The 26,871-nt window shown below is 38.6% G+C and carries 26 protein-coding genes; 15 read left to right on the forward strand and 11 right to left on the reverse strand.

Annotated features, from left to right (window positions below; genetic code table 11):
* Nucleotides 1-6 precede the first annotated feature (6 nt).
* The 4 genes from bsdcttw_RS23020 (at nt 7) to bsdcttw_RS23035 (ending at nt 4,207) form a co-directional block, all read left to right on the forward strand.
* Entirely contained in the window at nt 7-1,197 is a 1,191-nt protein-coding gene (locus bsdcttw_RS23020) for a diaminopimelate decarboxylase family protein (RefSeq protein WP_185257097.1), read from the forward strand.
* A gap of 121 nt (nt 1,198-1,318) precedes the next feature.
* Complete coding sequence (locus bsdcttw_RS23025; protein ID WP_185257098.1) at nt 1,319-1,546, forward strand: acyl carrier protein; 228 nt, start codon at nt 1,319-1,321, stop codon at nt 1,544-1,546.
* Nucleotides 1,547-1,550: 4 nt separating this feature from the next.
* The gene (locus bsdcttw_RS23030) at nt 1,551-3,140 is read left to right on the forward strand and encodes an MBOAT family O-acyltransferase (protein WP_185257099.1); all 1,590 of its coding nucleotides are present in this window, start codon (nt 1,551-1,553) and stop codon (nt 3,138-3,140) included.
* 83 nt (nt 3,141-3,223) lie between these two features.
* On the forward strand, nt 3,224-4,207 hold the full coding sequence (locus bsdcttw_RS23035) for a hypothetical protein (protein ID WP_185257100.1): 984 nt from the start codon (nt 3,224-3,226) through the stop codon (nt 4,205-4,207).
* 107 nt (nt 4,208-4,314) lie between these two features.
* Here the strand turns inward: bsdcttw_RS23035 and bsdcttw_RS23040 are convergent, their stop codons facing one another.
* A complete protein-coding gene (locus tag bsdcttw_RS23040; protein WP_185257101.1) occupies nt 4,315-5,589 on the reverse strand; it encodes an MFS transporter in 1,275 nt (424 codons plus the stop codon).
* 298 nt (nt 5,590-5,887) lie between these two features.
* On the opposite strand from bsdcttw_RS23040, the gene bsdcttw_RS23045 reads away from it, so the two are divergent.
* From bsdcttw_RS23045 to bsdcttw_RS23065, 5 genes are all read left to right on the forward strand, one after another.
* Nucleotides 5,888-6,487 carry a DUF2975 domain-containing protein gene (locus bsdcttw_RS23045; RefSeq protein ID WP_185257102.1) on the forward strand — a complete coding sequence of 200 codons (600 nt, stop codon included), beginning with the start codon at nt 5,888-5,890 and terminating at the stop codon, nt 6,485-6,487.
* A 10-nt stretch (nt 6,488-6,497) separates the two neighbouring features.
* Entirely contained in the window at nt 6,498-6,710 is a 213-nt protein-coding gene (locus tag bsdcttw_RS23050; protein WP_185257103.1) for a helix-turn-helix domain-containing protein, read from the forward strand.
* A gap of 681 nt (nt 6,711-7,391) precedes the next feature.
* Entirely contained in the window at nt 7,392-7,865 is a 474-nt protein-coding gene (locus bsdcttw_RS23055) for a DUF2975 domain-containing protein (protein ID WP_185257104.1), read from the forward strand.
* An 86-nt stretch (nt 7,866-7,951) separates the two neighbouring features.
* Nucleotides 7,952-8,170 carry a helix-turn-helix domain-containing protein gene (locus bsdcttw_RS23060; protein ID WP_185257105.1) on the forward strand — a complete coding sequence of 73 codons (219 nt, stop codon included), beginning with the start codon at nt 7,952-7,954 and terminating at the stop codon, nt 8,168-8,170.
* Between the two features lie 12 nt (nt 8,171-8,182).
* The gene (locus bsdcttw_RS23065; protein ID WP_185257106.1) at nt 8,183-9,256 is read left to right on the forward strand and encodes an FAD-binding protein; all 1,074 of its coding nucleotides are present in this window, start codon (nt 8,183-8,185) and stop codon (nt 9,254-9,256) included.
* 69 nt (nt 9,257-9,325) lie between these two features.
* Here bsdcttw_RS23065 and bsdcttw_RS23070 read toward each other — a convergent pair whose 3' ends face one another.
* Together bsdcttw_RS23070 and bsdcttw_RS23075 are read right to left on the reverse strand one after the other, a co-directional pair.
* Nucleotides 9,326-10,360, reverse strand: coding sequence for a helix-turn-helix domain-containing protein (locus bsdcttw_RS23070; protein ID WP_185257107.1), 1,035 nt, complete (start codon nt 10,358-10,360; stop codon nt 9,326-9,328).
* 118 nt (nt 10,361-10,478) lie between these two features.
* Complete coding sequence (locus bsdcttw_RS23075; protein ID WP_225903737.1) at nt 10,479-10,988, reverse strand: flavin reductase family protein; 510 nt, start codon at nt 10,986-10,988, stop codon at nt 10,479-10,481.
* Between the two features lie 259 nt (nt 10,989-11,247).
* On the opposite strand from bsdcttw_RS23075, the gene bsdcttw_RS23080 reads away from it, so the two are divergent.
* Nucleotides 11,248-12,171 (forward strand): DMT family transporter, encoded by a 924-nt coding sequence (locus bsdcttw_RS23080; RefSeq protein WP_185257108.1) that lies wholly within the window; start codon nt 11,248-11,250, stop codon nt 12,169-12,171.
* Nucleotides 12,172-12,299: 128 nt separating this feature from the next.
* On the opposite strand, the gene bsdcttw_RS23085 is transcribed toward bsdcttw_RS23080, so the two are convergent.
* From bsdcttw_RS23085 to bsdcttw_RS23100, 4 genes are all read right to left on the reverse strand, one after another.
* Complete coding sequence (locus bsdcttw_RS23085; RefSeq protein WP_185257109.1) at nt 12,300-13,028, reverse strand: hypothetical protein; 729 nt, start codon at nt 13,026-13,028, stop codon at nt 12,300-12,302.
* 100 nt (nt 13,029-13,128) lie between these two features.
* A complete protein-coding gene (locus bsdcttw_RS23090) occupies nt 13,129-14,538 on the reverse strand; it encodes a sensor histidine kinase (RefSeq protein WP_197979815.1) in 1,410 nt (469 codons plus the stop codon).
* Nucleotides 14,535-15,233 carry a response regulator transcription factor gene (locus bsdcttw_RS23095; protein WP_185257110.1) on the reverse strand — a complete coding sequence of 233 codons (699 nt, stop codon included), beginning with the start codon at nt 15,231-15,233 and terminating at the stop codon, nt 14,535-14,537. The genes bsdcttw_RS23090 and bsdcttw_RS23095 overlap by 4 nt, the downstream gene beginning before the upstream one ends.
* 258 nt (nt 15,234-15,491) lie before the next feature.
* Nucleotides 15,492-17,906 carry a WD40/YVTN/BNR-like repeat-containing protein gene (locus bsdcttw_RS23100; protein WP_185257111.1) on the reverse strand — a complete coding sequence of 805 codons (2,415 nt, stop codon included), beginning with the start codon at nt 17,904-17,906 and terminating at the stop codon, nt 15,492-15,494.
* Nucleotides 17,907-18,125: 219 nt separating this feature from the next.
* Between bsdcttw_RS23100 and bsdcttw_RS23105 the strand changes: the two genes are divergently transcribed.
* The 3 genes from bsdcttw_RS23105 (at nt 18,126) to bsdcttw_RS23115 (ending at nt 21,581) form a co-directional block, all read left to right on the forward strand.
* On the forward strand, nt 18,126-18,998 hold the full coding sequence (locus bsdcttw_RS23105) for a helix-turn-helix domain-containing protein (RefSeq protein WP_185257112.1): 873 nt from the start codon (nt 18,126-18,128) through the stop codon (nt 18,996-18,998).
* Between the two features lie 95 nt (nt 18,999-19,093).
* Nucleotides 19,094-19,678, forward strand: coding sequence for a TetR/AcrR family transcriptional regulator (locus bsdcttw_RS23110; RefSeq protein WP_185257113.1), 585 nt, complete (start codon nt 19,094-19,096; stop codon nt 19,676-19,678).
* 127 nt (nt 19,679-19,805) lie between these two features.
* On the forward strand, nt 19,806-21,581 hold the full coding sequence (locus tag bsdcttw_RS23115) for an oleate hydratase (RefSeq protein WP_185257114.1): 1,776 nt from the start codon (nt 19,806-19,808) through the stop codon (nt 21,579-21,581).
* Nucleotides 21,582-21,721: 140 nt separating this feature from the next.
* On the opposite strand, the gene bsdcttw_RS23120 is transcribed toward bsdcttw_RS23115, so the two are convergent.
* Entirely contained in the window at nt 21,722-22,597 is an 876-nt protein-coding gene (locus tag bsdcttw_RS23120; RefSeq protein ID WP_185257115.1) for an SDR family NAD(P)-dependent oxidoreductase, read from the reverse strand.
* A 150-nt stretch (nt 22,598-22,747) separates the two neighbouring features.
* On the opposite strand from bsdcttw_RS23120, the gene bsdcttw_RS23125 reads away from it, so the two are divergent.
* Both bsdcttw_RS23125 and bsdcttw_RS23130 read left to right on the forward strand, forming a co-directional pair.
* Nucleotides 22,748-23,230, forward strand: a complete 483-nt coding sequence (locus tag bsdcttw_RS23125) for a MarR family winged helix-turn-helix transcriptional regulator (RefSeq protein WP_185257116.1) — start codon at nt 22,748-22,750, stop codon at nt 23,228-23,230.
* Between the two features lie 242 nt (nt 23,231-23,472).
* Entirely contained in the window at nt 23,473-24,585 is a 1,113-nt protein-coding gene (locus bsdcttw_RS23130) for a GGDEF domain-containing protein (RefSeq protein WP_207726460.1), read from the forward strand.
* 53 nt (nt 24,586-24,638) lie between these two features.
* Here bsdcttw_RS23130 and bsdcttw_RS23135 read toward each other — a convergent pair whose 3' ends face one another.
* The 3 genes from bsdcttw_RS23135 to bsdcttw_RS23145 all read right to left on the reverse strand — a co-directional run bounded on the left by bsdcttw_RS23135 (nt 24,639) and on the right by bsdcttw_RS23145 (nt 26,866).
* Nucleotides 24,639-25,412: a nucleotidyltransferase domain-containing protein gene (locus tag bsdcttw_RS23135; RefSeq protein WP_185257118.1), complete on the reverse strand. Its 774-nt coding sequence runs from the start codon at nt 25,410-25,412 to the stop codon at nt 24,639-24,641.
* Nucleotides 25,413-25,505: 93 nt separating this feature from the next.
* Entirely contained in the window at nt 25,506-26,111 is a 606-nt protein-coding gene (locus tag bsdcttw_RS23140; RefSeq protein ID WP_185257119.1) for a lactate utilization protein, read from the reverse strand.
* 278 nt (nt 26,112-26,389) lie between these two features.
* Nucleotides 26,390-26,866 carry a GNAT family N-acetyltransferase gene (locus tag bsdcttw_RS23145; RefSeq protein ID WP_185257120.1) on the reverse strand — a complete coding sequence of 159 codons (477 nt, stop codon included), beginning with the start codon at nt 26,864-26,866 and terminating at the stop codon, nt 26,390-26,392.
* Nucleotides 26,867-26,871: the final 5 nt, after the last annotated feature.

Here is a 26,871-nt window from a genome sequence, read left to right on the forward strand (position 1 = left end):
CCAAATATGAAAGAAAAAAAATTCGAAAAAGCCATAAGCCAATATAAAACACCCTTTTATTTTTTTGATACAGACATATTGAAGGAACAAATTCAAAAGATAAGAGCTGCAATCGGAACCGATGTGGAACTATGCTACGCTATGAAGGCGAACCCTTTCCTCATAAAGGACCTGGAAGAACTGATTGACAGCTTTGAAGTCTGCTCTCCCGGTGAATTCCATATTTGTGAGCGGGCAGCTATCCGAATGGACAAAATTGTGATGTCCGGCGTATATAAGAGCGAGGATGACCTCCATTATGCGCTGAAAGAGTACGGGAATCAGATTCTCTATACAGTTGAATCTTTATCTCACTGGAATATCTTAGAAGCTTATGCAAATAGCCAGCAACTGCCGATAAAGGTATTGCTACGCTTAACCTCCGGAAATCAATTCGGTATGGATGAAACTCTTCTTCGCCAAATAATAAAAGAGACCATGGATAAACCTGAGAGTCGTGCTTATATTGACATCGAAGGCATCCAATTCTTCTCGGGCACGCAAAAAAAGGTATCAGAGAAGCTGAAAAAAGAACTCGCCATGCTCGACAAGCTATGTCTGGCTCTGGAAGAGGAATATGGTTTCACCGTTAAAAAGTTAGAATACGGGCCGGGTCTTCCCATATGCTACTTTGAAGAAGAACAGAATGAAGAAGATGCTATGCTTTCCTCCCTGGCTGAGGCTTTAAGGGTAATGACCTATAACGGTAAGATTTCTCTGGAAATGGGCCGCTTTATCGCCGCTCCCTGCGGTTTCTTTGTAACCAGTATTGTGGATACCAAGAATAATAAGGGCCAGAACTACTGCATTGTAGACGGTGGCATGCACCATATAAACTATTATGGTCAAATGTTAGCAATGAAGAAACCTCCCATTCTTCACTGGAATCAGGAAGATGGAGACTTGAAAGAATGGACGGTCTGCGGCTCCCTTTGCACGGTTAATGACGTCCTGGTAAAACAATATCCCTTTCACGGACTTGTAACCGGTGACAAATTGATTTTTGAAAAGACCGGTGCTTATTCGGTTACAGAGGGAATATCCCTCTTCTTAAGCCGTGAACTGCCCCAGGTACTTTTGTACTCAGAGAAAGATAATCTAAGGCAGGCAAGAGGAAATTATCCTACTGATGTTTTAAATTATTTTCTTCAACCCTAAGATTAACCCTTCATTCCACTCATTCAAATGCCCGGAACAGCACAGCGTTTTCCCGGTTAAGCAATGCTTTCAATAAACTCACCAATATAATAAATTCAATAATCAAAGGAGATTAAAACATATGGAAAAATTAATGGCTATTTTAAAGGATATCAACCCAAATCTTAACTATGAAACAGAAACCAGACTTATTGACGGAGGTCTTTTAGATTCCTTCTCCATCCTGTCCCTTATACCGGAATTAGAAGATGCCTTTGGTATCGAAATTACACCCGTTGATCTGGTGCCGGTTAATTTTAATTCAGCACAAGCTATGTGGAACATGATAACGAGATTACAAGAGGATTAATCCTATGACTTACACTTCCATACTTTATTTGTTATTGTTTTTACCGGCAGTATTACTCATTTATCAGATTTTCCCGGATAAACACCGCCCAAAGGTACTTTTACTTGCCAGTTATATTTTCTTTATTTCCATCAGCGGAAAGCTCCTGGTGTATTTGCTCCTCTCTACCATGTCGATGCATTACATAGGATTATGGCTTTCTGTTACAAGGAAAGACCTTTTGGTGAAGGAACAAACTGCCGAGGACCGAAAAGCCCTGAAAGCTGTCTATGCTAAGAAAAGCCGCGGTATTCTCTTCTTTGGCATAGCCATGCAGCTTGGAATGCTGCTGGTATTAAAGTATTCCGGATTTTTTACGGGCAGCCTTAACGGATTATTAACACTGTTTTCTTCACCGGTTCTTCTGCCTGTTTTCCGATTTGCCCTGCCTATAGGTATTTCCTTTTATACACTGCAGGCCATCTCATATTTGATGGATATTTATTATCAAAAGATTGAAGCAGACGAGAATTTAGGAAGGCTGGCACTGTATATGGCCTTTTTCCCGGGATTGATGGAAGGCCCTATCTGCCGTTATTCCCAAACAGCAGAAGCCCTATATGCTGGTAAACCGTTGATGTATAAGAATGTCACCTTTGGTATGCAGCGAATCCTGTGGGGGCTTTTTAAGAAACTTATTATTGCTGACCGGTTAAACATGCTTGTCGTAACGGTGTTTGACAAACCAGGTCCAAATCATTACAGCGGAATTACAGTGATAGCGGCAGCTGTACTTTATACCTTCCAGCTATACGCTGATTTCTCCGGCTGTATCGATATTACGATTGGTACCGGTGAGATGTTTGGTATCACCCTTCCGGAGAATTTCAGACAGCCTTTCTTTTCCAAAACCGCATCTGAGTTCTGGAGGCGTTGGCATATTACTCTTGGTGCCTGGTTAAAGGATTATATCTTCTATCCGATTTCCTTAACTAAATTCGTAAAGAACCTTGGAAAAAGTTCAAAGGCGAAATTCGGCAGACACTTAGGCCAGATAATCCCTTCCTCCATTGCATTACTTGGAGTATGGTTCTGCAATGGTTTATGGCATGGCACCGGCTGGAACTATCTTTTCTTTGGTATGTATTATTTTACACTGATTTTATTAGGCAATCTATGTGAACCAATGATACTTAAGATTACGGAGATTTTAAAGATTAATCGAAATGCTTGGTATTACAGAACACTGCAGACCATTAAGATATTGCCGATTATCTTCACTGGAGAATTGTTCTTTCGGGCCAATGGCTTAGGCGTGGGATTTAAGATGTTCGGCTCCATATTCACAGGATTTCAATTATCCACGCTCACAGATGGTTCTTTACTGAAACTAGGCCTGTCCCTTAAGGATTTTGCCGTTGTAACTTTGGGCCTTATCGCTGTTTTAATTGTTGGAATATTACACGAAAAGGGAATTGCCATCCGTGAAAGGATTGCCGGCTGGCATATTGCAGCCCGCTGGGGTTTCCTGTATGCCGCTATTGTAATAGTTATTATATTCGGTGCTTACGGTGCCGGATATATCCCTGCTAAATTAATATATGCCGGTTTTTAATTGCAGTCTGCAAATATAGCAGTTTTCAACTATAGATTCAGGAATATCAAATCGAAGATTTCATATTCACGAAAGGAATTACTATGAAACTAAAAATTTTGTTAAAACCAATTATATTTACTGCCGGTCTGTTTCTGATATTATTTGTACTATCAAACTTGTTTCTGCCTTATAACAGTATCAATGAAGGCCCTTATAAAAAGATGAACGGTGTTTTAAATGCCCCGAAAGGAACCATTGATTACGTGACTCTCGGTGACAGCGAATGCAGTACCAGCATATCACCCATGGAACTATGGAGAAAATACGGCTATACCGGCTTCAATTGCGGTGTTCCAGGGCAGAGGCTCCAGGATACCTACTATCTGCTGGAGCAGCTGCTAACCAAACAAACTCCAAAGGTGGTACTCCTTGAAACAAATGCCTTTTACCGGGATTTTAAATACAGCAATGCACTTTCTGATGCTGTAGATAAAGCTACACAAAACCTATTTCCTGTTTACAAATATCACAACAGCTGGAAAAACTTCAGCCTTGGTATCTTAGAAGAAGCAAAGAAAAAACCGGGTCCCGGAATCCCCAAAGTATACCAGGGTTTTCACTATACAACCCTCACCAAGCCTTATATCGGCGGCCCTTATGTACACAAAACAAGAAAAGCGCAGCCAATCGGTGACCAGCCATTAATTTATCTGAATAAGATTACAGAACTATGTAAAGAAAATAACATTCAATTGATCCTATACAGTACCCCTTCTCCTTTGTGTTGGACTTATGAGAAACATAATTCAGCTGCGGCATTTGCCAAAGAAAATTCACTGCCCTATGTTGATATGAATTTACATACGAAAAGCATAGGCTTAAACTGGTCACTGGATACCCGCGACAAAGGAAATCATCTGAATTTTTATGGTGCCAAAAAAGTAACTGATTTCATGGGGGCCTATCTATCCAAACACACTAGCCTGCCCGATCACCGTCATCAGACAGATTATGCGTCCTGGCATAAAGCTTTGAAAAAATACTTAACTTTGATAAAGTACAATAAACCGAAAGCTGGAATTTAGCAGCGCCAAACACCTTCCATCACAAAAAGAGACATCTTATAGTGAACCCGCTTTTACATATAAACCGGGATTCATTTCAAGATGTCTCTTTATTTAACGAAAGTATTCTACGAATCAAAGTTCTCTAATATACTTCCCTTCTTATCCGGTATCGCATCTCCATGCTTTACAAACAGCATTGTACACAAGGATAGAAGCGTGAATATCACCGCATAAGGAAACAGAGTATGGTATGAAACATGCTCCATTAGGAACCCTGACAGAATGGGGGTTATAATCTGTGCTGACATGGAAAAAGTATAATAGAGCCCGGTATATTTCCCCACATCCGAACCTTTACTCATCTCCACTACCATTGGATAGGAATTCACATTAATGGCTGCCCACCCAATGCCGGTAACCGCAAAAACAAGGTTAATCATTCCCGAATACTCCTTAAACAGTATACCGGCGAAGTAAGATGCGGATAACAGCAGGATACCACCTATAATCGTTTTCTTACGTCCAAACTTACCGGAAATAGCTCCAATGGGTATGTAACTTATAATTGCAGCTATGGTAGCAATTAGCAGACAGTTGGCAAAGCTGCCGCCTTTTAACCCCCATACTTTAACAGCATATCTGGAAAATGCAGTGGTGACTGCATTATAAGCCATAAACCATAAGAAGATGGAAGCCAGAATAAAAATAAGACTTTTCATAACTTCCTTGGGAAGTTTTGAGGAACTCCCTCTCGTTTCTTTTCCTTTTTCAGCCTCTTCTTCCTCTTTCTCTTCCGTATATACGCCAATCTTATTTTCTCTTACCGTACTCACCAATACTGCCACTGCCACTACCATTAATGCAGCAACTGCAAGGAATACCGGAAAGTAATTGGGTTTATCCACCTGTTTGATCATGACCTTAATCATGACTAGTGAAAATACTCCTCCCACTGCTCCCATCAGATTAATGACTGCATTGGCTTTACTTCGCAGGGGTTTGGGTGTGACATCCGGCATCAACGCGACTGCAGGGGAACGATAGGAGCCCATTGCAATCAGTAATAGCAGCAGTGCTCCGATAAAGACTATCCTGTTTTCCGCTAAATCCGCCATTGGGAGGACCAGCATTAGGATGACCGCAGTTATGGTACCGATTAGAATAAATGGCGTTCTCTTTCCTAATCTGGTACTGACTCTGTCTGAATATGCCCCAAAAATAGGCAGTAAAAAGATAGCAAGAACGTTATCCATAGCCATTACTGTTCCGGTAACGGTCTCACCAAATTTAAAAGTGTTTTGCAGGATTAAAGGAATGATGGTGTCATATAGCTGCCAAAAAGCACAGATTGACATAAATGCAAGACTAATTAAGAGCGTTCGCTTGTAGTTTAATTTCATTGACTTCTCCTTCTCCGAATATTTACTGAATACTTCTATCTTTATTAATAACATTATTCCAGTGAATCTACAAGTAAAATTCTGTCTGCCTAAACAATAATATGCTTTGTAAAATCCTTTCCTGTTATGCCGCCAGCAATCTATTAATGTCATAATGCTATTTAATTAAGTTTCGATTCTAGTAATAGTATAATTATTTAAAGTATTACTTTAAATAATTATTGCATTTTATATTTTTATAGAATATAATACCAATAACAGAGGAATAGAAAATACATAACACAGATTGGAGCCATATATGGAAGAGAAAATTACTAAAATGAAAAAAACTGCAAGTAAATACCGTAAATTTATATCTTTTCTATCTTTTCTAATGTTATCATTAATTATCTTAACAGCAATTGATATTTATGACCTATCTAAGAAAAGCGCGGATGCTTTTGAAGTGAGAAGCAATGAAACAGGTGCCTATACTCTTTACATTGATGGCGATCAATGGAGTAATATAGACTATAATGAATATATGTCAAACGTAGATAAAAACAGCAACACAAATTTTAAGCTGTGTATCCTGATTGACAAAGTGAAGTCTTTGGTAACCTATATCTTTATGGCTTTTATCATCCATTTGGTATTTCTTATGCTGGATAATATCTTTGAACCTTTTTCAGTAAAAAATATTAAGCGCCTGCGCTTCATTGCACTGCTTACATTTTTGATGCCGCTGATAACAGCTGCCGTTACCGATCTGATTAAATTATATGTATTTCAAAATCCAACCTTACACTTTTCAAATATAAACTTTATGGTTTGTCTTTTAGGTGTTATAATCGGAGTAATATCAGAAATATTTAAGTTTGGATATGACCTTCAGGATGAAATTAATCAGTATGCATAGGGGGTTCTAGATGTCTATAATTATTCGATTGGATAGAATGATGGCGGATAGAAAAATGTCATTAAATGAATTAGCCGGTAAAGTTGATATGACCAATGTAAATTTATCCAATCTAAAAAACGATAAAATGAAAGGCATTCGTTTTGAAACCATGAATGCAATCTGTAAAGCATTAAAATGCCAGCCGGGGGATTTGTTTGAGTATGTTGAAGAGGATGAATGAAAAATACTAGATTATTGCGATAATCAAATCAATAACAAAAAAATAGCTATCCTCTACCGGCAAGTTGTAGGATAGCTATTTTCTCACTAACTGATTGGAAATCAAATAACTTTAACGAGTCTTTGATTGTTTCTATCTTGATTATATACCACTTCAAGCTTCTTTGCAAGTGGTTTTGTGGTGGCAGGTAACTGCCACCATTTTATTATGTCCTGTTATATGTATTTAAATCATTTACCTTTTTGGGCCTTATCCCGTTCGACTTTCAAGTAGATTCTCATAACATCCCTTAAAAATACTAAATCTCTTTCTCTATTTTCTTTTATTTTAGAAATCTTCTAGGCTGCTCTATATAATCAACTATTTCATCTGCCGTAAAACTTTTATAAAATTCACTATAGAATTCAAATTCATCTTTAGTTTACTCCTTCTAAACATGATTTATATCATTTTATAACATATTTTTTCTTAGATAAAAATCAGTTGTTTAAACTCTTTTCCATCTTTATCATCACGTATCCCTTTAAATACCCTTTGCCGGGAGGTTCCAATTTCCATAGGTATATATTCTGCTAGCTATAATTCTTAATTTCGATATATATTTATTGACTTTCGATAAATTATTCTTTATAATCTAGCTAAATGATTTTACCTAATTATATAATAATGCGAGGTGCTTTTATGAAAACCAAAACACTCTTTTTAAAAATATCCCTTTTCCTCATTGGGCTTCCAATCCTTGCTCTTTGCATATTTTTCCTGCCTTTAATCGCAAAGGGAGCTGCCTCTGAATATCCCAAACTTGTTTACCTGCCGGTTATAATAAACGCTTATTTATCAGCTCTTCCCTTTTACTTTGCCTTATATCAGGCTTATCGGTTATTAAGCTATATTGATAAAAATACTGCCTTTTCCAAAGTTTCTGTTTCCTCTCTAAAGTATATAAAATACTGCGGAGCTGCTATCAGTATTTTATACGGTATTAGTATGTTCTCCTTTTATATCATAGCTGAAAGGGAAGATGCACCCGGTATTATTCTTATCGGACTGGCGCTCACTTTTGCTCCTCTTATAATATCAGTGTTTGCTGCTGTACTTCAGAAGCTATTAGAGAACGCTATTGATATGAAAGAAGAAAATGATTTAACAGTATAAGAATAACAGAACAGAAGATTTATACGAATATGGGTCCGGGAAGCCTCGGCAAATACGCGTGTTGTTGGAAAGGCATGGAGGATGGTATGTCAATTATAATTAATATAGATGTTATGCTAGCAAAAAGAAAAATGAGTGTAACCGAGCTTTCAGAAAAAGTCGGTATAACGATGGCCAATCTCTCCATCCTAAAAAATGGCAAAGCTAAGGCCATCCGTATATCTACTCTGGAGGCGATCTGTAAAGCTCTGGATTGTCAGCCGGGAGATATTCTGGAATTTAGCAGCGATGAAAAGAAAGAATGACAGGTGATGATTATGTATGACATTATTATTGTCGGAGCTGGTCCGGCAGGTGCTAACCTTGCACGGTTAATCGGTAATCAATATAAAGTCTTACTAATTGATAAAAGAGATAGGGAGAATGAGAAGCCTTCAAATCTGTCTCATAAATGCTGTGGTGGATTACTGGCACCGGATGCCCAAAAAATGATTGCCTTCCTTGGTCTTGGAATCCCCGGGGATATTTTGGTGGATCCACAGCTTTTTGCTGTAAGGACGATTGACTTATCCGCTAAACTGGAACGATTATATCAACGCTTTTATTTTAATATAGACAGGGAAAAATTCGATAGATGGTTCATCTCACTTATTCCGGATACCGTGGAGAAAAAGTTCAACGCTTCTTTCCTGGATTACTCCGAAATACCGGGAGGCTATGAGGTCAGATATATCTATAACAACCAATTGATATCTGAAAAGGCCAAAGTAGTTGTAGGAGCGGATGGTGCTTCCTCAAGAGTACGGCATTTAATCACCAAAAGTTCCAGGAGCTCCATAGCCGTACCCGATAAATATATTGCCATTCAGGAATGGTTTGAATGCGCATATAAGCTCCCCTACTATACGGCAATTTTTGACGAAGAAATCAGCGACTTCTACTCCTGGATTATACCAAAGGGAAACTCCCTGTTACTAGGTGCTGCCTTAAAGCCCAGGGAAAACACCAGAGAAAAATATGAACTGTTAAAATCCAAATTAACTCAATTGGATTATCATTTTGGTAATAAAGTAAAGTCAGAAAGTGCATTTATCCTAAGACCTACGAAAACATCACAGCTCTTTACCGGTAAAGACAGCACTGCTCTGATTGGTGAGGCAGCCGGTGCCATCAGCCCCAGTTCAGCAGAAGGAATCAGCTATGCACTAAAAAGCTCTTATTATCTGGCACAGAGCCTTGAAGGTGGAATCGATGGTTTCCTAGATAGATACAGTCATAAAATGAACCATATTAAGTTAAATCTGCAGCTGAAAAATCTAAAATCACCGGCTATGTACAATCCTTCTCTCAGAAAGCTGGCCATGAAATCCGGTCTGCAAAGTATAAAATAACGTAAAAGACAGGGACTACCGCAAAATTCATTTGTGGCAGCCCCTGTTTTACTTGTTAAATGTTCTATATTATAAGCTCTTTGCCAACTCTTTTAACCGGAGTATCTCTCTGTGCTGCCTGTCAATTGCTTCACCTTCCGTCACCTGCCATTCCTGTTCCAAGATATGAATGACTTCCTCCAAAGCATCTACAGCCTCCTCATAATCCCCCATAATTTCATATATATGAGCAATACACTCATAAGCATCGATATATTTGGGAGACGGTTGTAAGAGATAAGCCTGTTTATTAAACTCAATTGCCTCCTGATATCTGCCATCCGCCGCATAGCGGTCTGCTGCATAGGCATATACCAGCCAGTTGTCAGGTTCCTGTTTCACCATACTGTCCCAGATAGAGTAGGCTTCCTCCTGTTTTCCTCTTGCCCAGGCAATCTGGCCTTCATACATTCTGACACGGCAGTCATCCTCTGCTCTCTTCATTTCAAGCAGTACTTCATCTGCCTCTTGCAATCTGCCATCTGCAATCAGTTCATCCAAAAGGTACATATATCCTCTTGCATATTTCGGATTTTCTTTTACAAACTGCTGATAAAAAGCAATCCGTTTATGATGATTTGAATAATTCCAGTCCGGTATGGTGCCATGCTGTGCCCACAACAGCGCTGTATGATTATCCTTTAAGGACGGATTTTCCTTTAAGGCTTCTTTCGCAAAGTACTCTGCTTGATCACTGTGCATCGCTGCTTCATGAATATGAAGTTCTGCCAGCAGGTTCAGACATTTCCCTCTGCATTCACTATCTGTAAGGTTTTCTTTCAGAAAATCCTGGGCGTAATCATATTCCATTTTTGACAAGGTTTTCTTAACCTGCAGCATATTTTCAATGCGTTCCAAATGAGTTTTTGCTGCAACGTCAAACAATTCGTCAATTGTAACGCCGAAAAAGGCAGACAACTCCGGTAACAATTGGATATCAGGTGTCGTTATATCATTTTCCCACTTACTTACGGCTTGCGCTGAAATTGACAGATGTCCTGCTAATTCTTCCTGGGTTACTGATTTTTGCAGCCTCAGGCTTTTAATCTTCTTCCCTATATTCATTTCTTGTTTCCTTCCTGACCGGTCACATTTATTATAACTTTCTCTATTCTTACCTTCAATAACCGGTCAGGTGACTTCATATCACCAAACAGTTAATAAGATTTCGTCTTATGAACTGTTATCTGGTCAATATACTTGTAATTCCGCCAATATACAGATCATGATAATCCTTATTTCCGTAGAACTTATCACCAAAGTCAGGAAGTACGAAGCTATCCGTGTCCATCTTCTGAACAAAGAGCTTCTTGCATATTAATACTTTATCTGCTTCATCGATGAAGGGAACCCCCTCTTGATAATTTACATTAAGATTCGCTTTCTTTATTTTATCTTCCGTTCTTCCGGAAACGGTACCCAAATAACTTAATTCTTTCTGATAATCCTTGTGGTTCAGAAAAGACAGCGAAAAACTATCTGCACCATCAATTAATTCCTTTGTGAAGCGGCTCTTTCTGATTACTGTAAAGACAACATCCATATTCCACATAACACCAAGGCCACCCCAGGAGGCAGTCATTGTATTAACTACTCCGTCTTTTTCAGCGGTTATCAGCATCCACTCATTTCCTATCAGCTGAAAAGGGCTTTCCTTAAAGTCTTTTGAATCCATGGTTTGAAAAGTATTCACTCGTTTTCTCCTTTGATTTTTATTTATTTTATATCAATTCAACTTCACCTTTTGGTTACTTTCATTGAGTATAATCTGCTTCCATAATATCACATCTTCCATTAACTTGGTATAAGCTAATTTTAAGAAACTTAAAATCATTTCCTTAGGTTATACAACGCTATTAATATTTATTACTTGTATTTCACATAGGATTGTATTAGAATTACCTAATTGACTTGAGTCCATAAAATTTTAGCTTAAAATGAGGTGTATTTTTATGAAAAAAAATTCGTTACTTGGAGAATCCATGCTGCTACTTGCGGCATTTATCTGGGGAATTGCCTTTGTAGCACAGCGTATCGGGGGAGACTTAATCGGTTCCTTTACCTTTAATGCGGTACGTTCCTTCATAGGAGGCCTTACTCTGCTCCCCATTATATTTTTTACCCGGGATAAAAATAAAAGAAAACCGGATTCCGAAAAAAGAAACCGAAAACAATTATTACTGGGCGGAACTCTTTGCGGATGTCTATTATTTGTAGCCTGCAATCTTCAGCAGCTTGGGTTAGTTCATTCAACAGCTTCTAAGGCAGGGTTTCTCACAGCGCTATATATTATAATCGTTCCTATAATAGGTATATTTCTCAAAAAACGTCCGGGTATCACTTTATGGATCAGCATATTGATCGCATTATTTGGTATTTATTTATTGTGTGCCACCGACGGATTTAATATTGCACCTGCAGACACGCTGTTTATGCTGTGTGCTCTGGTCTTTTCCGTACATATTCTGGTAATTGATTATTTTTCACCTCTGGTGGATGGCGTGCAATTATCCTGCATCCAATTCCTTGTATGCGGTTTTCTCTCTTCCATCGCTATGTTTGTGGTTGAAACGCCTGATATATCATCCATTCTTAAGGCTTGGATTCCTTTATTATATACAGGTGTTTTGTCCTGCGGTGTTGCCTACACCTTTCAGATACTTGGTCAGAAAAGAGTGAATCCAATTATAGCTTCCCTGCTTATGAGTATGGAATCCGTATTTTCTGCTCTGGGGGGATGGATTATCCTGGGCGAATCCTTGACAAAACGTGAATTATCCGGGTGTCTGCTGCTCTTTATTGCCATTATCTTGGCTCAGATTCCGGTCAATGTAAAAAAGACCTCTTCTAAACTGTCCCAGGAAAAGTACTCATAAAAAACTGCCGCAAAATGATCTCTGAGGACGGATATACAGCCCTTATATAGGATTTTTATTTCATTGTCCTATACAGGGACTGCATACCACTTCATTTTGCGGCAGTTCTTTCAATTTTCACTAGCGGATTAATCTAACAAGGTAGCTATCTGTATGCTCTCCACCTTTTTATCTTTAATATGGAAGATCATTGTATCCACATAATTAACCGGTTCGTATCGGAAATCATCTTCCTGGTCACTAATTTCGCCTCCAAGGAGATTCCCTTCCGGATAAGCTTCTTTCAGCTTATCAAAGCTGTCTCCTACCTTAATATTTCTTGTAGTTGTATATTTGGCATCTGTAATTTCAATGCTATGGATAAAGAAATTCTTATCTTCGGAAGCATCAATGGTCTTTATAACAAGTCCCGGGAAGATATATTGCTTTTCTGTCATTCCATTCAGCTGATCCATATTTAATCCGTCATCTGCAGAATAAGTATGAGTTTTGATTTCCTTTGGTTTTCCAAGAATGTCTTCTATTTTTTTATCATCCACAATATCAGAAAGAGCAATCGTATTTTCCTTATAGAGAAAAGCGAGCTGCTTTAAAACTACATTTCCGCCCTTTTCTACGGTGCCTTCCTTTACAACCTCATCTCCATCGTCCTTTGAGCTGTCAGCAGGGGTATCTGTCGTTATTACCTCTACGGTCGGTGTAGGCTCCGTTTCATTTTGATTATCCTTAACCGTTTCGGTTGGTGCCTTATCGGAATTACCCGGTGTATTATCTTCGTTCTTTTTACACCCCACTGATACTACTGCACAAAATACTAAAAGCATAGACATTACTGCTATTTTTCTTAAACCTTTCATTGTTATTCCTCCTTAAAATATTTGTTTCATCTAAGTTACAATGTCATTATAAAATAACCTTTTATCAGAGTAATAACAAACTTATAACATTCTTGTAACATTACGTCAAGGGAACTAAAAGGGTTACCGTAGTGCCTAAACCAATTTTGCTTTCCAGAATTAACTCACCATTGAATTTTTCCAGAATCTCTTTACAAAGAGAAAGTCCAAGGCCGGAACCTGTAGCAATATTAGCATTTTCTGCCCTATAGAATCTCTCTTCTACTAACGTAAGCTCACTCTTAGAAATCCCAATACCCTGATCTTTTATTTTAATAGCTGCCATATTTACACCGGCTGGGGTCTCTAGCCTTAATGTCTCTACTTTTATTTGGCCGCCTATATTGGAATACTTTATGGCATTATCCAGGATATTTGCAATTGCATGTGACATCAAGACACTGTTTACCTCTGCATATATACTGTCTTCCAGCTCCGTTTCAATGGTAATCTCCCTTTTCTTTGCCTTGGAGTTCATCTCCTCAACAACTGCCTTTGTAAGGTCGGATATGTTTTCTTTTTCAATGGTAAGCTGCTGTGCTCCTTTATCGAACTTTGACAGAATCAGCAGTTCATTAATAAGCTTTGTCAGGCGCTCCGACTCATTTACCAGATGGGAATAGATTTTTTTTAGGTCCTCATTTTCATTCTCATCTTCGTATAAATACTGAGAAAACCCTTGAATGGCCGTCAGAGGTGTCTTTAGCTCATGAGATACATTGGAAACGAACTGCTTTTGGTATTGAATGTAATTGTTTAGTCTAATACCCATTTGATTTAACCCGGAAGCCAACATCCCAAGCTCATCCTTCCGTTTTAGTTCCACCTGATCAAATTGCTGCCTGGAAAATTTATCGGTAGCCTCAAGGAGATACTTAATCGGCTTTGTAGTCTTACGTGCGATATACAAACCGGAAAGGATTATCAGAAATGTAAATCCGGCTGCACCAATCAATAAGATATAACGGATCTTACTCATAATTTCATAAAAGTAAGAGATATTTTCCACCATCTCAAACACATAAACATTCTGGTAGTATTTATCTTGAATTGGCATAGCAAAATAAATTAAGCCATTTTCTGTTACCGTATAAGAGTAATTTCCTTTCAGAGCTTTGCTGATATTATCTTTGAATATCTTGGGACTGCCATCGGTCACAATGATTCCATTCAAGGCCGACCCCAAAAGATTGAGTTTGTTATCATAAATTCTGATTTCCCTTCCGGAAGCTTTTAGGACCTCAAGAACATTTTTAGCTACTTCTGAGGACTTCAGATCATTGGACTTATCAAGTCTTGTAAGCACCTCCCGAAAGGTGAGCTCACATATATCAGCCTTTTCCATCATCTGTTTTTCAATGGTTATAAAGCTATAATAATCAATTGCCCGGTCCACTGTGACAATAATTATGGCAAAGGATAATATGGAGAAAAACAAAAAGCTCAGAAGAAGTCTGGTAGCATATTTCAAAGGGAATCACCTCCAAATTGATAGCCAAACCCATAAACAGTTTTTACATATCTGGGATTTTCCGAATCCTCCTCCAGCTTCTTTCTAAGCCGCATAACCGTCATATCAACACTCCGGCTGTCTCCCAGGTAGTCGTAACCCCATACAATTTCCAGAAGTTCATCCCGGGTAAAGATTTTCGTGGGTCTTTTAGAGAGAGTCTCCAGGATTTGATATTCCTTTGCCGTGAGGGCAATCTGAGCACCACCCTTTAACACCCTTTTCGCTTCCAGGTCTATTTCCAAATCGCCATATAGAATTGGCTCCGTACTGTCATTTTTCATCTGGTCAGTATTTTCAAACCTTCTAAGAACCACTTTTACCCTGGCAATCAGTTCTCTATTATCAAAAGGTTTTGTCACATAATCCTCCGCTCCAAGCTCAAGTCCCAGCACCTTATCAATGGTTTCATTCTTCGCAGATATCATGATAACCGGGATACTGGACTTTTTTACAATCTCTCTGCATAGGTCATAGCCGGAGAAGTCAGGCAGCATCAAATCCAGCAGCACCAGGTCAGGGCGGAATGTATCCATCTCCCGAAGTCCTGCAGCACCGTTTTCAGCAGTTTTCACCTGATAATTTTCTTTTTTCAGTACTAATTCAATTAAATCTCTGATAGCAACCTCATCATCGATCACAAGTATTTTTTTCACTTTGACTTCACCTGCCTTAACGAATAGTATAGTACTTTTATATTATCACCATTTTTAAACCGTCTCAATATCTAATAATTTTAAAGTTAATTATTGGTATAAGGAACCTGTAAGCTGGTTACCTTTTGACAGACCTTTCCCTGTTCCTTGCAGGCACTTCTTTATTATGAAACCAAATAAACCGCTCACAAATCAGCTGCCGATTTATGAGCGGTTTAAAACACTAATATGAAAAATCATCATTCTTTTTCCAAGATATCAGAGAGGCTCACCATATACCACTCCTCTGGTTCCGGTAGCTACATAGATTCTGCCATATACTCTGGGGTCACCGGAGATGGACCGGATATCACCATACTGATGTTCCTCGTCATTTATACGAATCCAGTTCACACCTTCATCCAGAGATTTATAGAATCCATATTCCTGATTTATGGTACCGCTGGTATACAATGTTTTGAAGTCACTGTCTGGGGCTTCTTTTCCAAGACCTATCCTTTTTATGTAGTCTCCTGCTTTGGATACCCGCTTTCCTTGAAGCTGATTGGCTTTATAATTATAAGTAATTTTCCACAATCCATATTGATTCATAGCCAGCCATATAACCCCTTCTTTGCCTGACTCCGCTCTAATCTCATAATGCTGTTCGCTGTCAATACCGGCTAAGTTCACCTCCGGGAATCCAAGGGGAACTTGCACCTCATAAAAGGTCTCGCCGCCATTTGTGCTTACATAGAAACCTCCGCCCTTCCTTACTTCCCCAAAGCCATAAAAAATATCGGGATTCACACGGTCAGACATTACTTTAAAAGGAATATTAGTATCTGTGAAAGGCTTTCCCTCCAGATTATATATCGTCGATTGATGCCAGCTCTTGCCCAGGTCTTTGGTATAAACAAGCCTTGAAGCATAGACAGGAATTCCAATTGTCCAAAGAATCCTATTACCGTCTGCGGAAACAGCCACCCAACCGGAGGTGACATTGGGGTTCTTAAGCTCCTGAATCTGTTTGTCCAGCTCCTCACTAAGCCCTAAGGGATCCGGTAACTGTTCCCAGGTATTACCCTGGTCATAGGATATAATCAGACCTCCTTTGGTTTTCCCTTTCCAATTACCTCTTGGGGTTACTACTAAAAGATTGGGGTTACTGTCCGGGTAATCTGCATTCATGGCAGTTATCCATCTGTCTTTTTTATAATCTTCAAAGGTATTTCTCGCCGGTTTATCCAGATCTGTAAATACAAACCCGCCATAATCCCCGATAATATCAATTAGCTTTACATTTCCGGAAGGAGGTGAATAGATGTTTAGGTGCACGGTTTCTTCCATACCTACATCACAGCAGGACCAATTTACCGCCTTGCCGTACTCTGCATTCCTTAGGTTCTTTGTCATAAAAACTCCGGCTCCGGTATTAAAGAATGCCCTATCACTGTCAAAGGGGTTAATCTTGACATCCGACATCCAATGTATCAGAGATTCATTCCCATTATATTCGGGCTTTTGATAAGATACATTAAAATCAATATTCCCGATTGTAAGGCCGGAGAGCACCGGTATCCAGGTTACACCGTAATCCATTGAACTGTAAATGGTATCCTGTTCTGATAGAATAGTGGAACAGATTATAGTACCGAGTCTACTTCTATCCCCGCATATTCCACCCATCCCATAGCCCAATCTTCTGCCGGACGCCTCATTCTCCTGTAAGGCGGCAGCAAAAATATTGGGAGGGGTTATATCCAGCGCTTCCAGTACATTGCCCTCACTATCCAGTTCATAACGGTATAGCCCACCGTCATAACACCGCCCCGTATCACAGCCGTAGCTGTTCCAGTTAGACCAACCAATATTATAGGCAGCATAAGTGATATACAGGTACTTTTCTAAAAAGACAGCCCTTTGCCCCACATATCCCGGATAATCCGAAGACCCGCTAAGAAGAGGCGCCGGTTCTAAGGAAAGGGGGGTAAAATTCTCTCCTCCGTCATTACTGATGTAGACACTTTGCCCTCTTATGTTATTGCCGGGAGAACCACCTTCACCGCTTACCGCTACAACAATTCTCCCTGATGGTACACCGCTGCTTCCGCTTGCAGGATCAATTTCCACAAAGGAAATATTCTTTTCTGGTTTTCTTCCGGGGTAACAGATAGTCAGCTGCTCCCAGGTCTTACAACGGTCTTTTGTTTTCCATAAACCGTTCTCCATGGTCCCCATATACAAAATATCGGAATCATTAGGGTCTACCACCAGTCTTTCTCCCGTAGAGCGGCCGGGAGCATTTCCATGGATTGAAACAGAATTACCCCTCTCATCAACAGGTGTGTCCAGGTATTCGAAATGGTTTCCGTAATCCGGTGAAAAGGCTATTTTGTGGGTTGGGAAACGGCCAACCATGGCATATAAAAATTCCGGATTATTGCGGTCAAGGGCAATTGAAAGAGGATAGGTCTTCCAGACCTCCGGGTCTGTAGCCGAATCAACTAAGGATATCCAGCACTCTTTCCTAAAATCATACCGGTAGATACCTCCAATATCTGTCCTGCAGTACATGATATCCGGTACCGCAGGATGAAATACAAAACCTGTAACAAATCCCCCGCCGGGAACACTAACCGGTTTATACCGATAGTTCTCCCTCCGGTTATTATTGCTATTACACTCAGCCATCCTATCCTCCTTCTGCATTCTATCTCAATACTCCGCTCTAACCTTTTGCTATTTTCTAACTTGTGTTATAATTGTATTATATTTATTATTTAAACTCATTTCTTTAATTAAATTACTAATTAATAACACGATATTGTTAAACTACTCATTTATGCATTTATGAAACGATAGATAAAAGAATACCTAACTCATGATTTGATATTCAGGAAAGAGGTTATTATGAAATCCAGAATGTTCTTAAAAGAAAAAGCAGTACACGGAACGGCCTTATTTCCAATAGCCATTCATCATTTAAGTTACCCGAAAGGCACAGACAATTTTTTTTATCTTCACTGGCATGCTGAATTTGAGTTTGTTGCCGTAATAGAAGGTGCTATGGTTTATACCATAGAAGATAAGGAGTATACTGTTACTGCGGGAGAGGGATTATTCATTCATTCCAATAAGCTTCACGCTGCCAGAGGGTATATGGGTCTTCCTTGTGAAGCTTGCGTAGTGCTATTCCATCCAAGCCTTTTTGGAGGCACGCATAATACAACCTATTGTAGATATATCCAGCCATTTCTTCAAGGAGAAATGGAATTTACCCTATGCATCATCTCCTCTTCGCCCTGGCAGAGAAAGATTATTCAACTTCTATTCGAACTGGACACCTTAAGCGGAGGAAATCTAATTGAAAATGAGCTCCTTATCAGGAGCCGTATATTTGAAATCTGGCATTTGTATTATCAGAATTCAGCACTTTCCATAAACCTAAGGGAGAATAAGAATTATAAACTGGAAAGATTGCAGCCGATTATTGATTACATTCATGCTAATTACAAGGAAGAGATGTCTTTAAAATTCTTAACCGGACTGCTTCCCATGAGTGAAGGACAATTCTGCCATACCTTTAAAGAAGTTATGGGGATGTCGCCCATCGCCTATGTGGTAAGATATAGAATATTGCAAAGCTGCAGCTTATTGACCCAGACCACCTGGAAGATTTCAGAGATTGCCAGAAATACGGGCTTTAATAATGTCAGTTACTTTAACAGAGAATTTAAAAAGGCTATTGGATGCTCCCCAAAAGAGTATAGAAATGAGGGTTGATGAGAGCTTGTATAGTTTGATACTATGAGGAATTTAAGAATTATTTATTGATTGATTGTATAAAAACAAGAGGACAACCAAGGAGGATTTTTTGAATGTCACAGATAACAAAGCATGCCTTAGAAGATTCCCTCAAAAATCTTTTACTCCGAAAGCCCCTTAGTAAAATCACTATTTCGGATATCGCTAAGGATTGCGGCATTAACCGCATGACCTTTTATTATCACTTTAAAGATATTTATGATTTAATTGAATGGATATGTACGGAAGAAACGGCACGTGCCATTAACGGCAAAAAAACCTACGAGACTTGGCAGCAGGGCTTTTTGCAAACCTTTCAAATGGTTCTTGAAAACAAACCTTTTATTTCCAATGTTTATCACTCTATCAGCAGAGAGAAAATAGAAGATTACTTTTATGCTATAACTTATGACTTACTGATCGGTGTCGTAGAGGAAAAAGCAGCGGGCATGAAGGTATCGGAGGAAAGCAAGAAGTTTATCGCAAACTTCTACAATTTTGCTTTTGTTGGTCTGCTTATGGATTGGATTAAAAAGGATATGCGGGAAGACCCTCAACTAATAATCGACCAGCTCAGCACCTTAATTCAAGGAGAGGTATCAAGAGCTCTTAACAACTATCAACTTAACAAATCTAATCAAATCCCTAAAATTGATTAAAAATTATACAATATTCCATTGATGATGCAAATCTTATCAAAGTCCTTTTATTGATTATTGTAGTAATTTCAGCAAATAGTACAATAGTGCGTGTAGTAAGAAATATACAATCACGGAGGTAATCACTATGTATTATTCAAAAGGAAATTATGAATCACTTGCCAGACCGGAAAAACCCAAAGATGTTGATTGTAAATCAGCTTATTTAATCGGCTCCGGCCTCGCTTCACTTGCTGCCGCAGCCTTTCTTGTTCGTGACGGACAAATGGACGGAAAACGAATTCATATTCTGGAAAAGGATTCCCTGGCAGGGGGTGCTTGTGACGGGTATGAATATGATAATACCGGATTTGTAATCCGCGGTGGACGTGAGGTGGATAATCGTTATGAATGCCTTTGGGACTTATTCCATTCCATTCCCTCACTGGAAACCGAAGGCGCCAGTGTACTGGATGAGTTCTATTGGCTCAACAAACATGACCCTAACAGCTCTCTCACCCGTGCAACCATGAACTGTGGTGAAGATGCTCACACTGATGGCAAGTTTACCTTGTCAGACAAGGGCACACAAGAGATTATGAGACTATTCTTTACCCCTGATGAAGCTCTTTATAATAGACGTATTTCTGATGTGTTCAGCGAAGAGGTTCTAAATTCAAACTTCTGGTTATACTGGCGCACTATGTTTGCTTTTGAAAATTGGCACAGTGCTCTGGAGATGAAATTGTATATCAAGAGATTCGTTCATCATATTGGCGGTATGCCTGATTTCACAGCAGTTCGCTTTACAAAGCTCAACCAATACGAGTCTATGATTCTGCCGCTGGTGAAGTATTTGGATGATCATAACGTACAGTTTCATTACGGTACAAAGGTGGAAAACGTAATATTTGATACAAAAGCTGATAAGAAAGTTGCCACACGCATTGACATTATCCGTAATGAGCAGAAGGAACATATCGATCTGACTGAAGACGATCTGGTATTTATCACCAACGGCGGCTGTGTAGAGAATTCTTCTATCGGCAGCCAAAACAGCCCCGCAGCTTTTAACCATGAGATCAAGCAGGGAGGCGGCTGGGATATGTGGCGTAAAATTGCAGCTCAGGATCCATCCTTTGGTCACCCGGATAAATTCTGCTATGATGCAGAGCAAAGCAACTGGATGTCTGCAACTGTTACGACGCTGGACAAACGCATCCCTCCCTATATTCAGAAGATCTGCAAACGTGACCCCTTCAGCGGCAAGGTAGTTACCGGCGGCATCGTTACCGCTAAGGACTCAAACTGGCTGCTCAGCTGGACTTTTAACCGTCAGCCTCATTTCCGCAATCAGCCAAAGGACCAGCTAGTCGGATGGATTTACGGTTTATTTACCGACAAACCCGGTAACTTTGTCAAAAAACCCATGCGTGAATGCACCGGTAAGGAAATATGCATGGAATGGCTGTATCACATCGGTGTCCCGGTAAATGAAATCGAGGATATGGCAGAGAACAGTGCTAATACCGTACCTTGTATGATGCCTTACATTACTGCATTCTTTATGCCTAGAGAAGCAGGTGACCGCCCTGCTGTTATTCCGTCAGGCAGTGTGAATTTTGCTTTCCTTGGCCAATTTGCCGAAACAAAACGTGATACCATATTTACCATTGAGTACTCTGTCCGTACCGCTATGGAAAGTGTCTACACTCTTTTGAATATTGACCGTGGAATACCTGAAGTTTGGGGCAGTACTTATGATATTCGTGATTTACTGAATGCTACCTCAACTTTGAGTGATGGCAAAAAGCTTACCGATATCAGCCTTGAACCAAATGTAAAAGCTGTACTAGCAGAAGCTCTCAAGAAAATTGCAGGCACCGACATTGAAAAACTTCTTAAAGAATATCAATTAATTTAGTACAGACATACTAGATTAAACTAATGTATACTTTTTAATAAGAAAGCAAGAATTCGAAGGGGCTGTTGCAAAAATAGCCATAATAAACTGCTATTTTGCAACAGCCCCTTCATCAGCACTTACTGCTTACATTACTGTTCCTACTCAATATAACCTTTTTGTGCTAAGATATTTACTGTATCAGACCATAACTTATTCTGCATTCCAGTGTCACCACCTGGGTATACCGGTACAATAGGTTTGCCGGTGCCTACATTAAAATATCCTCCGTTCTCCCCTTGATACTGATCTTCTGTAGCTAATCGTACGATAATATCGGCGCCTTTTCCCGGATCTCCGATATGCAGTTTATTTAATATCTTCGCCAACACAGAGGAAAACCCCAGCTCACGCCCGAGGCCTGTAACATTAAACCCAGGATTTAGTGCATTTACGGTAACTCCTGTCCCTGTCAGCTGACGTCCAAGTTCCCCTGTAAACATTATATTAAGAAGCTTCGTCTTTCCATAAAGCTTGGAAGAACCTCTGGAGGTAAAATCCGAAATATCCGTTAAATCCTCCGGCAATTTTAGTTCTCCATGATTACGTGATGCTTCAGAAGCCACATTAACAATTCTCGCTTTTGAAGATTGTAATAATGAAGGAAGCAAAGTATTGGTTAACAGCCATGGAGCCAGATAATTCACTGCTATCATTTCTGGCAGCCCCTCCTTGGTTACTCGCTGTTCAAAACCATGCAGACCGGCATTGTTCACTAATATATCAATTTTAGGGTATTGTGCTATTATTTCCTTACCAATTCTCTTAACCTCCTCCATTAGTGACAAATCACCGAAAAAAAACTCGACTACTGCATTTGGAGCAAGCTCTTTTATCTTGTTTCTTGTAGCCTCTGCACGGCTTTGATTCCTGGCTGTTAATACCAAATGCATTCCGCGTTTGGCTAATTCAATTGCTGCCAGCTCACCAAGACCGCTAGTAGCACCAGTTATTACTGCAATCGGATATTTTTCCATATAGATTCTCCTTTGATGATTAATAAACCTACTATTTGTGGTTTATGCTCTATCTTTTACTTGACGTATGTTTAAGCATGAAATATACTTGATATATGTCAAGTATATATAGATATTTGATATATGTCAAGTAAATTTATGAGGTAGACTATGGAAAAAAAATTGCAAAAACAGGATACTGCATTAAGAACACAGCTTGAACTAGCTCTTGGTGAACAACTGAATGCATTAATAAGTGCATCCCATGCACTTAATGTTAGAACGGCTGCCCTTTTCGATCCACAATTGCAACCGGCTGCTTTCCTGATAGTACGATGGCTTTTATCTTATGGTCCGGCTGCTGCTACACTTTTGGCGGAATCAACTGCCATGGATAGAAGTTCCGTCAGCCGTCTTGTTTCTCAACTTAAACAGTTGGGTTATGTAAAAAGTGAAACTCACCCGGAAGACCGCCGAGGTATATTAATATCGTTGACAGAAACCGGCCGTGAAAAAGCATTATATGCTATCAAGATCAAAGAAGAAGAATTTTATAAACACATATCGAAATTGGATAATTCAGAGCTCGAGACATTTATTACTTTACTTCAATGTTTTAATGGTCACGAGAGTAATAATGATATTACAGATTAATCATTAAATTTCAGAGTTGCATGACCCTATTTATCTTATACTTCTCCGTAATTACTTAAGTTTTGCAAAACAAGGCAATGGGAATGACAGCCCGATGCCTTGTTTTTAAATTGTCTTACTTTAGCGGATACAATAAGATGGTTGAATCGGATTCTTAACTATGGTAAAATACTGGTAATTAGGTAGCGATGAAAAAAGTGTCTATCGGGCTAATTATATTTGATACCATGGGGGGAAGTAAGGTGCAAAATTCTATCCTATCGTTAATTACAAGCAGTACAATCAATATAATAATGCTTCTAGTTCTATTATTTCTAATTTCAAAGAACACAATTATGCCTGTCAGAACAACAAAAGCATATATTACGGCGATTATTTTTACGGTTATTGTGATAGTTGCTGAACTATCTACTAGTATGCTGGATCTGCTAGGGCCGGCATTCCGTATTCCAAACATAATTGCTAATATCGTTGGTTTTTCACTTTCAACCTGTATTCCTTTTCTGTTGGTCAGGGTATTTACTGAAAAACTAGACAGAAAATGTAAGTACCTTCTCATGCTTATAGCATTCAATTTTTTGCTTCTGATTTCATCCCCATGGACTGGATGGATTTTTTATGTTTCAGTGGATAATCAATATACAAGAGGCCCGCTTTTTGGTGTTTATATTATAACATACCTGTATGGTTTAGTTGTATTGATGGTTTCCAACCACCAGCAATCTTTAAAATATCAAGATACAGAACGTTCCTTTTTATTGATACTATATGGTATTTTTTTTATCGGAACAACGATTCAGGTTTTATTTCCTTTCATACACTCGTCATGGCACTGCATCAGCTTAGTTCTTGTAATGTACTATCTATTTCAGCGGGAATTACAATTTAAATACGATATCGTTACCGAGGTGCTAAACAGACAGGCCTTTGAGAAAAAACTGCAAGCCATAAGTGCGACGGACCATTCGGGTATTATTTTATTTGACTTGGATGGTTTTAAAATAATAAACGATACATACGGTCATGCCAAAGGTGATTATTATCTTAAAGCTGCAGCAAGTATTATTAAAAACTGTTCTAAGGAAATAGGTCAGTGTTATCGCATTGGGGGAGATGAGTTCTGCGTTCTTGCGAAAAATACCAGCGAAGCTGCCATACGCAAATGCATAAATCTGATGCTGCAATCTTTTAAAAAGGCCAGGGAAGCAGACACTATAATGCCTCTTATCTCATATGGATATAGTATTTATAACAATAGCGAACATGGAGACATATTATCATCGTTTCAGGATGCCGATAAAAAAATGTACACCTGTAAAAAGAGCAGGCAACTCGATTCATTATATAAGAGATGAGCATTACAGATTTCTTTCTGGAATATGATTTCTGTTGTTTTGCTTATCGTTGCTTAATTGTCTAATTTAATTATATATTCTTCCGCTTCAGGGTAAGTTAATATAAGTGCAGATTTTAACCATTTACGTTGTACTTCATTCATCAAGCAGTAGGTTGTCGTAAAATCACTTCTGCATTCTTCCTCATATATATGATAAGCTTTATCTTGACTTTTTTTTAACCTGTCTGCAATACCTATTTTATATAACAAAACCATTTCTGGACACATATATGAGATACCATCTCTGTTCAATATTACATTGTCCCAAGATAATTTTACATCAACATTATCTATATAGCTTAATAATGGTTGGTTGTTGTCACTAAAAAGGAACTCAACATAATCTAATTTAGTTTGAATCTTTTCGTCATGAACTAAATAACCCATTTTTACATCTGACCTGTATAAATCTTCTAGATACTTAATAGTTGCATCATTTTTTCTGAATCGAGATATTTCTAAGTTTTTTGTGGAATATGGAGTAAATGTATAATCATTATTTGATGAATGAATGCAATACAAACTTAGATCAATTTCCTCTAAGCTTGATTTAGTGAGTTCGTGTTGAATACCACCTCCACAAGCTTCAAATACCCTCCAACCTTTTTTAAGCATGAAATCTATTATATCTTTTCTTTTTTCAGTGTAGCTGAATAAATCAATATCTTTATGATCTCGCGTATGTTGATCAACAAAAAAATCAATAGCCATCCCGCCACAAACACCCCAGGTAAAATTGGCATTGGCAAAAAATTGGCTTAATTGCGTTTTGATAATATTGTACAAGGCGTTTACCTCCTTTTAATGCATCGAACTCATAACGCAAATTGCATTATTTTTAATACAGTGATATTTTTTAATAACGACCATAAAATTAATCTAATATCCAAGCTTTTCATGAATTAAAATAACTTCATATTCACTCCCTGTAGGTTTCTCCCATAATACAGAAATATTTCTGCATATTCTCTGCGGGCTTTTACAATCATAACATTTATCACCCTTTATCGCACATGGCGTTTTTACTCCCAAACGTTTGGCATTAAGGGGTGCAGCGATATTTCTTGCTCTATCTAAGGCCTCTTCATAGCTTGGAGCTATTTTATTTTCACCAATTATCAAATAAACTTTATCATGTCCAAAACTGATTGCAGAAACACGATTTCCTGTATTATCTATATTGATGATTTCTCCTGTTTCAGCAATTCCATTTACCGAAGAAATGTAGAAATCTGACCGATTTGCTCTCTTTCTTGCTTCCATGACACTCATGTTTTCAGGTAATCGCATATGCCAATACACTTCATTCTGAGACACCAATGCATCATACAGTTTCATTTCTTCTACAGTAACTGAACCTCCAATTCCAATAGTACTATCCCTCAGTTGATTTGCTAAATACATGGTTGCATCCCCTGCATTATTAAATTCACTTACGGTATATCCTAAGCACTCCAGACTATTTTTAAGTTTTGTAAATTCCATTATTGTGGCACTCCTTTTCGTACTAGTTTTTTTATTAAAATGCAATATAGTTGACAGTATAATCCCAAACTATTTCTTTGTCTTCATCCGTAATTTCTTGAAATCATTATTCTTTATGTATTTCCACCTTAAGAAAAATTAGTTAGCTTGAACTTTTGAGTAGTTATAGATAAAAGATAAGCAGGTATCAATTATGTTATCAGATACCTGCTTTTTCTGCAATAATTTGTATTGTCTGTTTAACTACTTTATCGTCCAAGAACTATTACTCAATTTACTTACAATTCTAAAACTGTTATCGGCTCATTATTATATACTTCACCGCTATCGCAAAAACCAAAGCTTTCATATAATTTTTTAGCCACTATATTATCTGGTTCATATGGTATCCAACAATACTTTGCAGTTCCTGCCGGAAATGAGCGTATGTACTCCAGTATTTTTACCATCGCCTCACGCCCATACCCGCGATTCTGATATTGTTCCCCTATCATCAACCTTAATATACAATAATTATCCTTCGCCATATCAGGCTGATCATACCCTGTATCGCCATAAACAATCATAACAAAACCTACCATCTGTTCGTCAGCATAGATAGCAAAGGGCATCGGACAACTACCATTTGTTGTTAGAACATAACAAGATGCGACACTTGATAAATTTGATGCCACATATCGTTGTTGTTCTTTTGTAACTTCCAGCCGAAACAATTCCCTCCGATTATCCAGTGTAATTCTCCGTAAAGTTATCATAATAT

The organism is Anaerocolumna chitinilytica, from assembly GCF_014218355.1.
GTDB classification, from domain to species: Bacteria; Bacillota; Clostridia; order Lachnospirales; family Lachnospiraceae; genus Anaerocolumna; species Anaerocolumna chitinilytica.

Excerpts from the sequence above, each read along its gene's own strand:
- bsdcttw_RS23140 (WP_185257119.1), bottom strand. The coding sequence starts at position 26,111 with ATGGAATTTACAAAACTTAAAAATAGTCTGGAGTGCTTAGGATATACC.
- bsdcttw_RS23085 (WP_185257109.1), bottom strand. The coding sequence starts at position 13,028 with ATGAAAGGTTTAAGAAAAATAGCAGTAATGTCTATGCTTTTAGTATTT.
- bsdcttw_RS23065 (WP_185257106.1), top strand. The coding sequence starts at position 8,183 with ATGTATGACATTATTATTGTCGGAGCTGGTCCGGCAGGTGCTAACCTT.
- bsdcttw_RS23055 (WP_185257104.1), top strand. The coding sequence starts at position 7,392 with ATGAAAACCAAAACACTCTTTTTAAAAATATCCCTTTTCCTCATTGGG.
- bsdcttw_RS23040 (WP_185257101.1), bottom strand. The coding sequence starts at position 5,589 with ATGAAATTAAACTACAAGCGAACGCTCTTAATTAGTCTTGCATTTATG.
- bsdcttw_RS23125 (WP_185257116.1), top strand. The coding sequence starts at position 22,748 with ATGGAAAAAAAATTGCAAAAACAGGATACTGCATTAAGAACACAGCTT.
- bsdcttw_RS23120 (WP_185257115.1), bottom strand. The coding sequence starts at position 22,597 with ATGGAAAAATATCCGATTGCAGTAATAACTGGTGCTACTAGCGGTCTT.
- bsdcttw_RS23025 (WP_185257098.1), top strand. The coding sequence starts at position 1,319 with ATGGAAAAATTAATGGCTATTTTAAAGGATATCAACCCAAATCTTAAC.
- bsdcttw_RS23110 (WP_185257113.1), top strand. The coding sequence starts at position 19,094 with ATGTCACAGATAACAAAGCATGCCTTAGAAGATTCCCTCAAAAATCTT.
- bsdcttw_RS23060 (WP_185257105.1), top strand. The coding sequence starts at position 7,952 with ATGTCAATTATAATTAATATAGATGTTATGCTAGCAAAAAGAAAAATG.
- bsdcttw_RS23100 (WP_185257111.1), bottom strand. The coding sequence starts at position 17,906 with ATGGCTGAGTGTAATAGCAATAATAACCGGAGGGAGAACTATCGGTAT.
- bsdcttw_RS23045 (WP_185257102.1), top strand. The coding sequence starts at position 5,888 with ATGGAAGAGAAAATTACTAAAATGAAAAAAACTGCAAGTAAATACCGT.
- bsdcttw_RS23080 (WP_185257108.1), top strand. The coding sequence starts at position 11,248 with ATGAAAAAAAATTCGTTACTTGGAGAATCCATGCTGCTACTTGCGGCA.
- bsdcttw_RS23105 (WP_185257112.1), top strand. The coding sequence starts at position 18,126 with ATGAAATCCAGAATGTTCTTAAAAGAAAAAGCAGTACACGGAACGGCC.
- bsdcttw_RS23020 (WP_185257097.1), top strand. The coding sequence starts at position 7 with ATGAAAGAAAAAAAATTCGAAAAAGCCATAAGCCAATATAAAACACCC.
- bsdcttw_RS23030 (WP_185257099.1), top strand. The coding sequence starts at position 1,551 with ATGACTTACACTTCCATACTTTATTTGTTATTGTTTTTACCGGCAGTA.
- bsdcttw_RS23070 (WP_185257107.1), bottom strand. The coding sequence starts at position 10,360 with ATGAATATAGGGAAGAAGATTAAAAGCCTGAGGCTGCAAAAATCAGTA.
- bsdcttw_RS23145 (WP_185257120.1), bottom strand. The coding sequence starts at position 26,866 with ATGATAACTTTACGGAGAATTACACTGGATAATCGGAGGGAATTGTTT.
- bsdcttw_RS23115 (WP_185257114.1), top strand. The coding sequence starts at position 19,806 with ATGTATTATTCAAAAGGAAATTATGAATCACTTGCCAGACCGGAAAAA.
- bsdcttw_RS23035 (WP_185257100.1), top strand. The coding sequence starts at position 3,224 with ATGAAACTAAAAATTTTGTTAAAACCAATTATATTTACTGCCGGTCTG.
- bsdcttw_RS23050 (WP_185257103.1), top strand. The coding sequence starts at position 6,498 with ATGTCTATAATTATTCGATTGGATAGAATGATGGCGGATAGAAAAATG.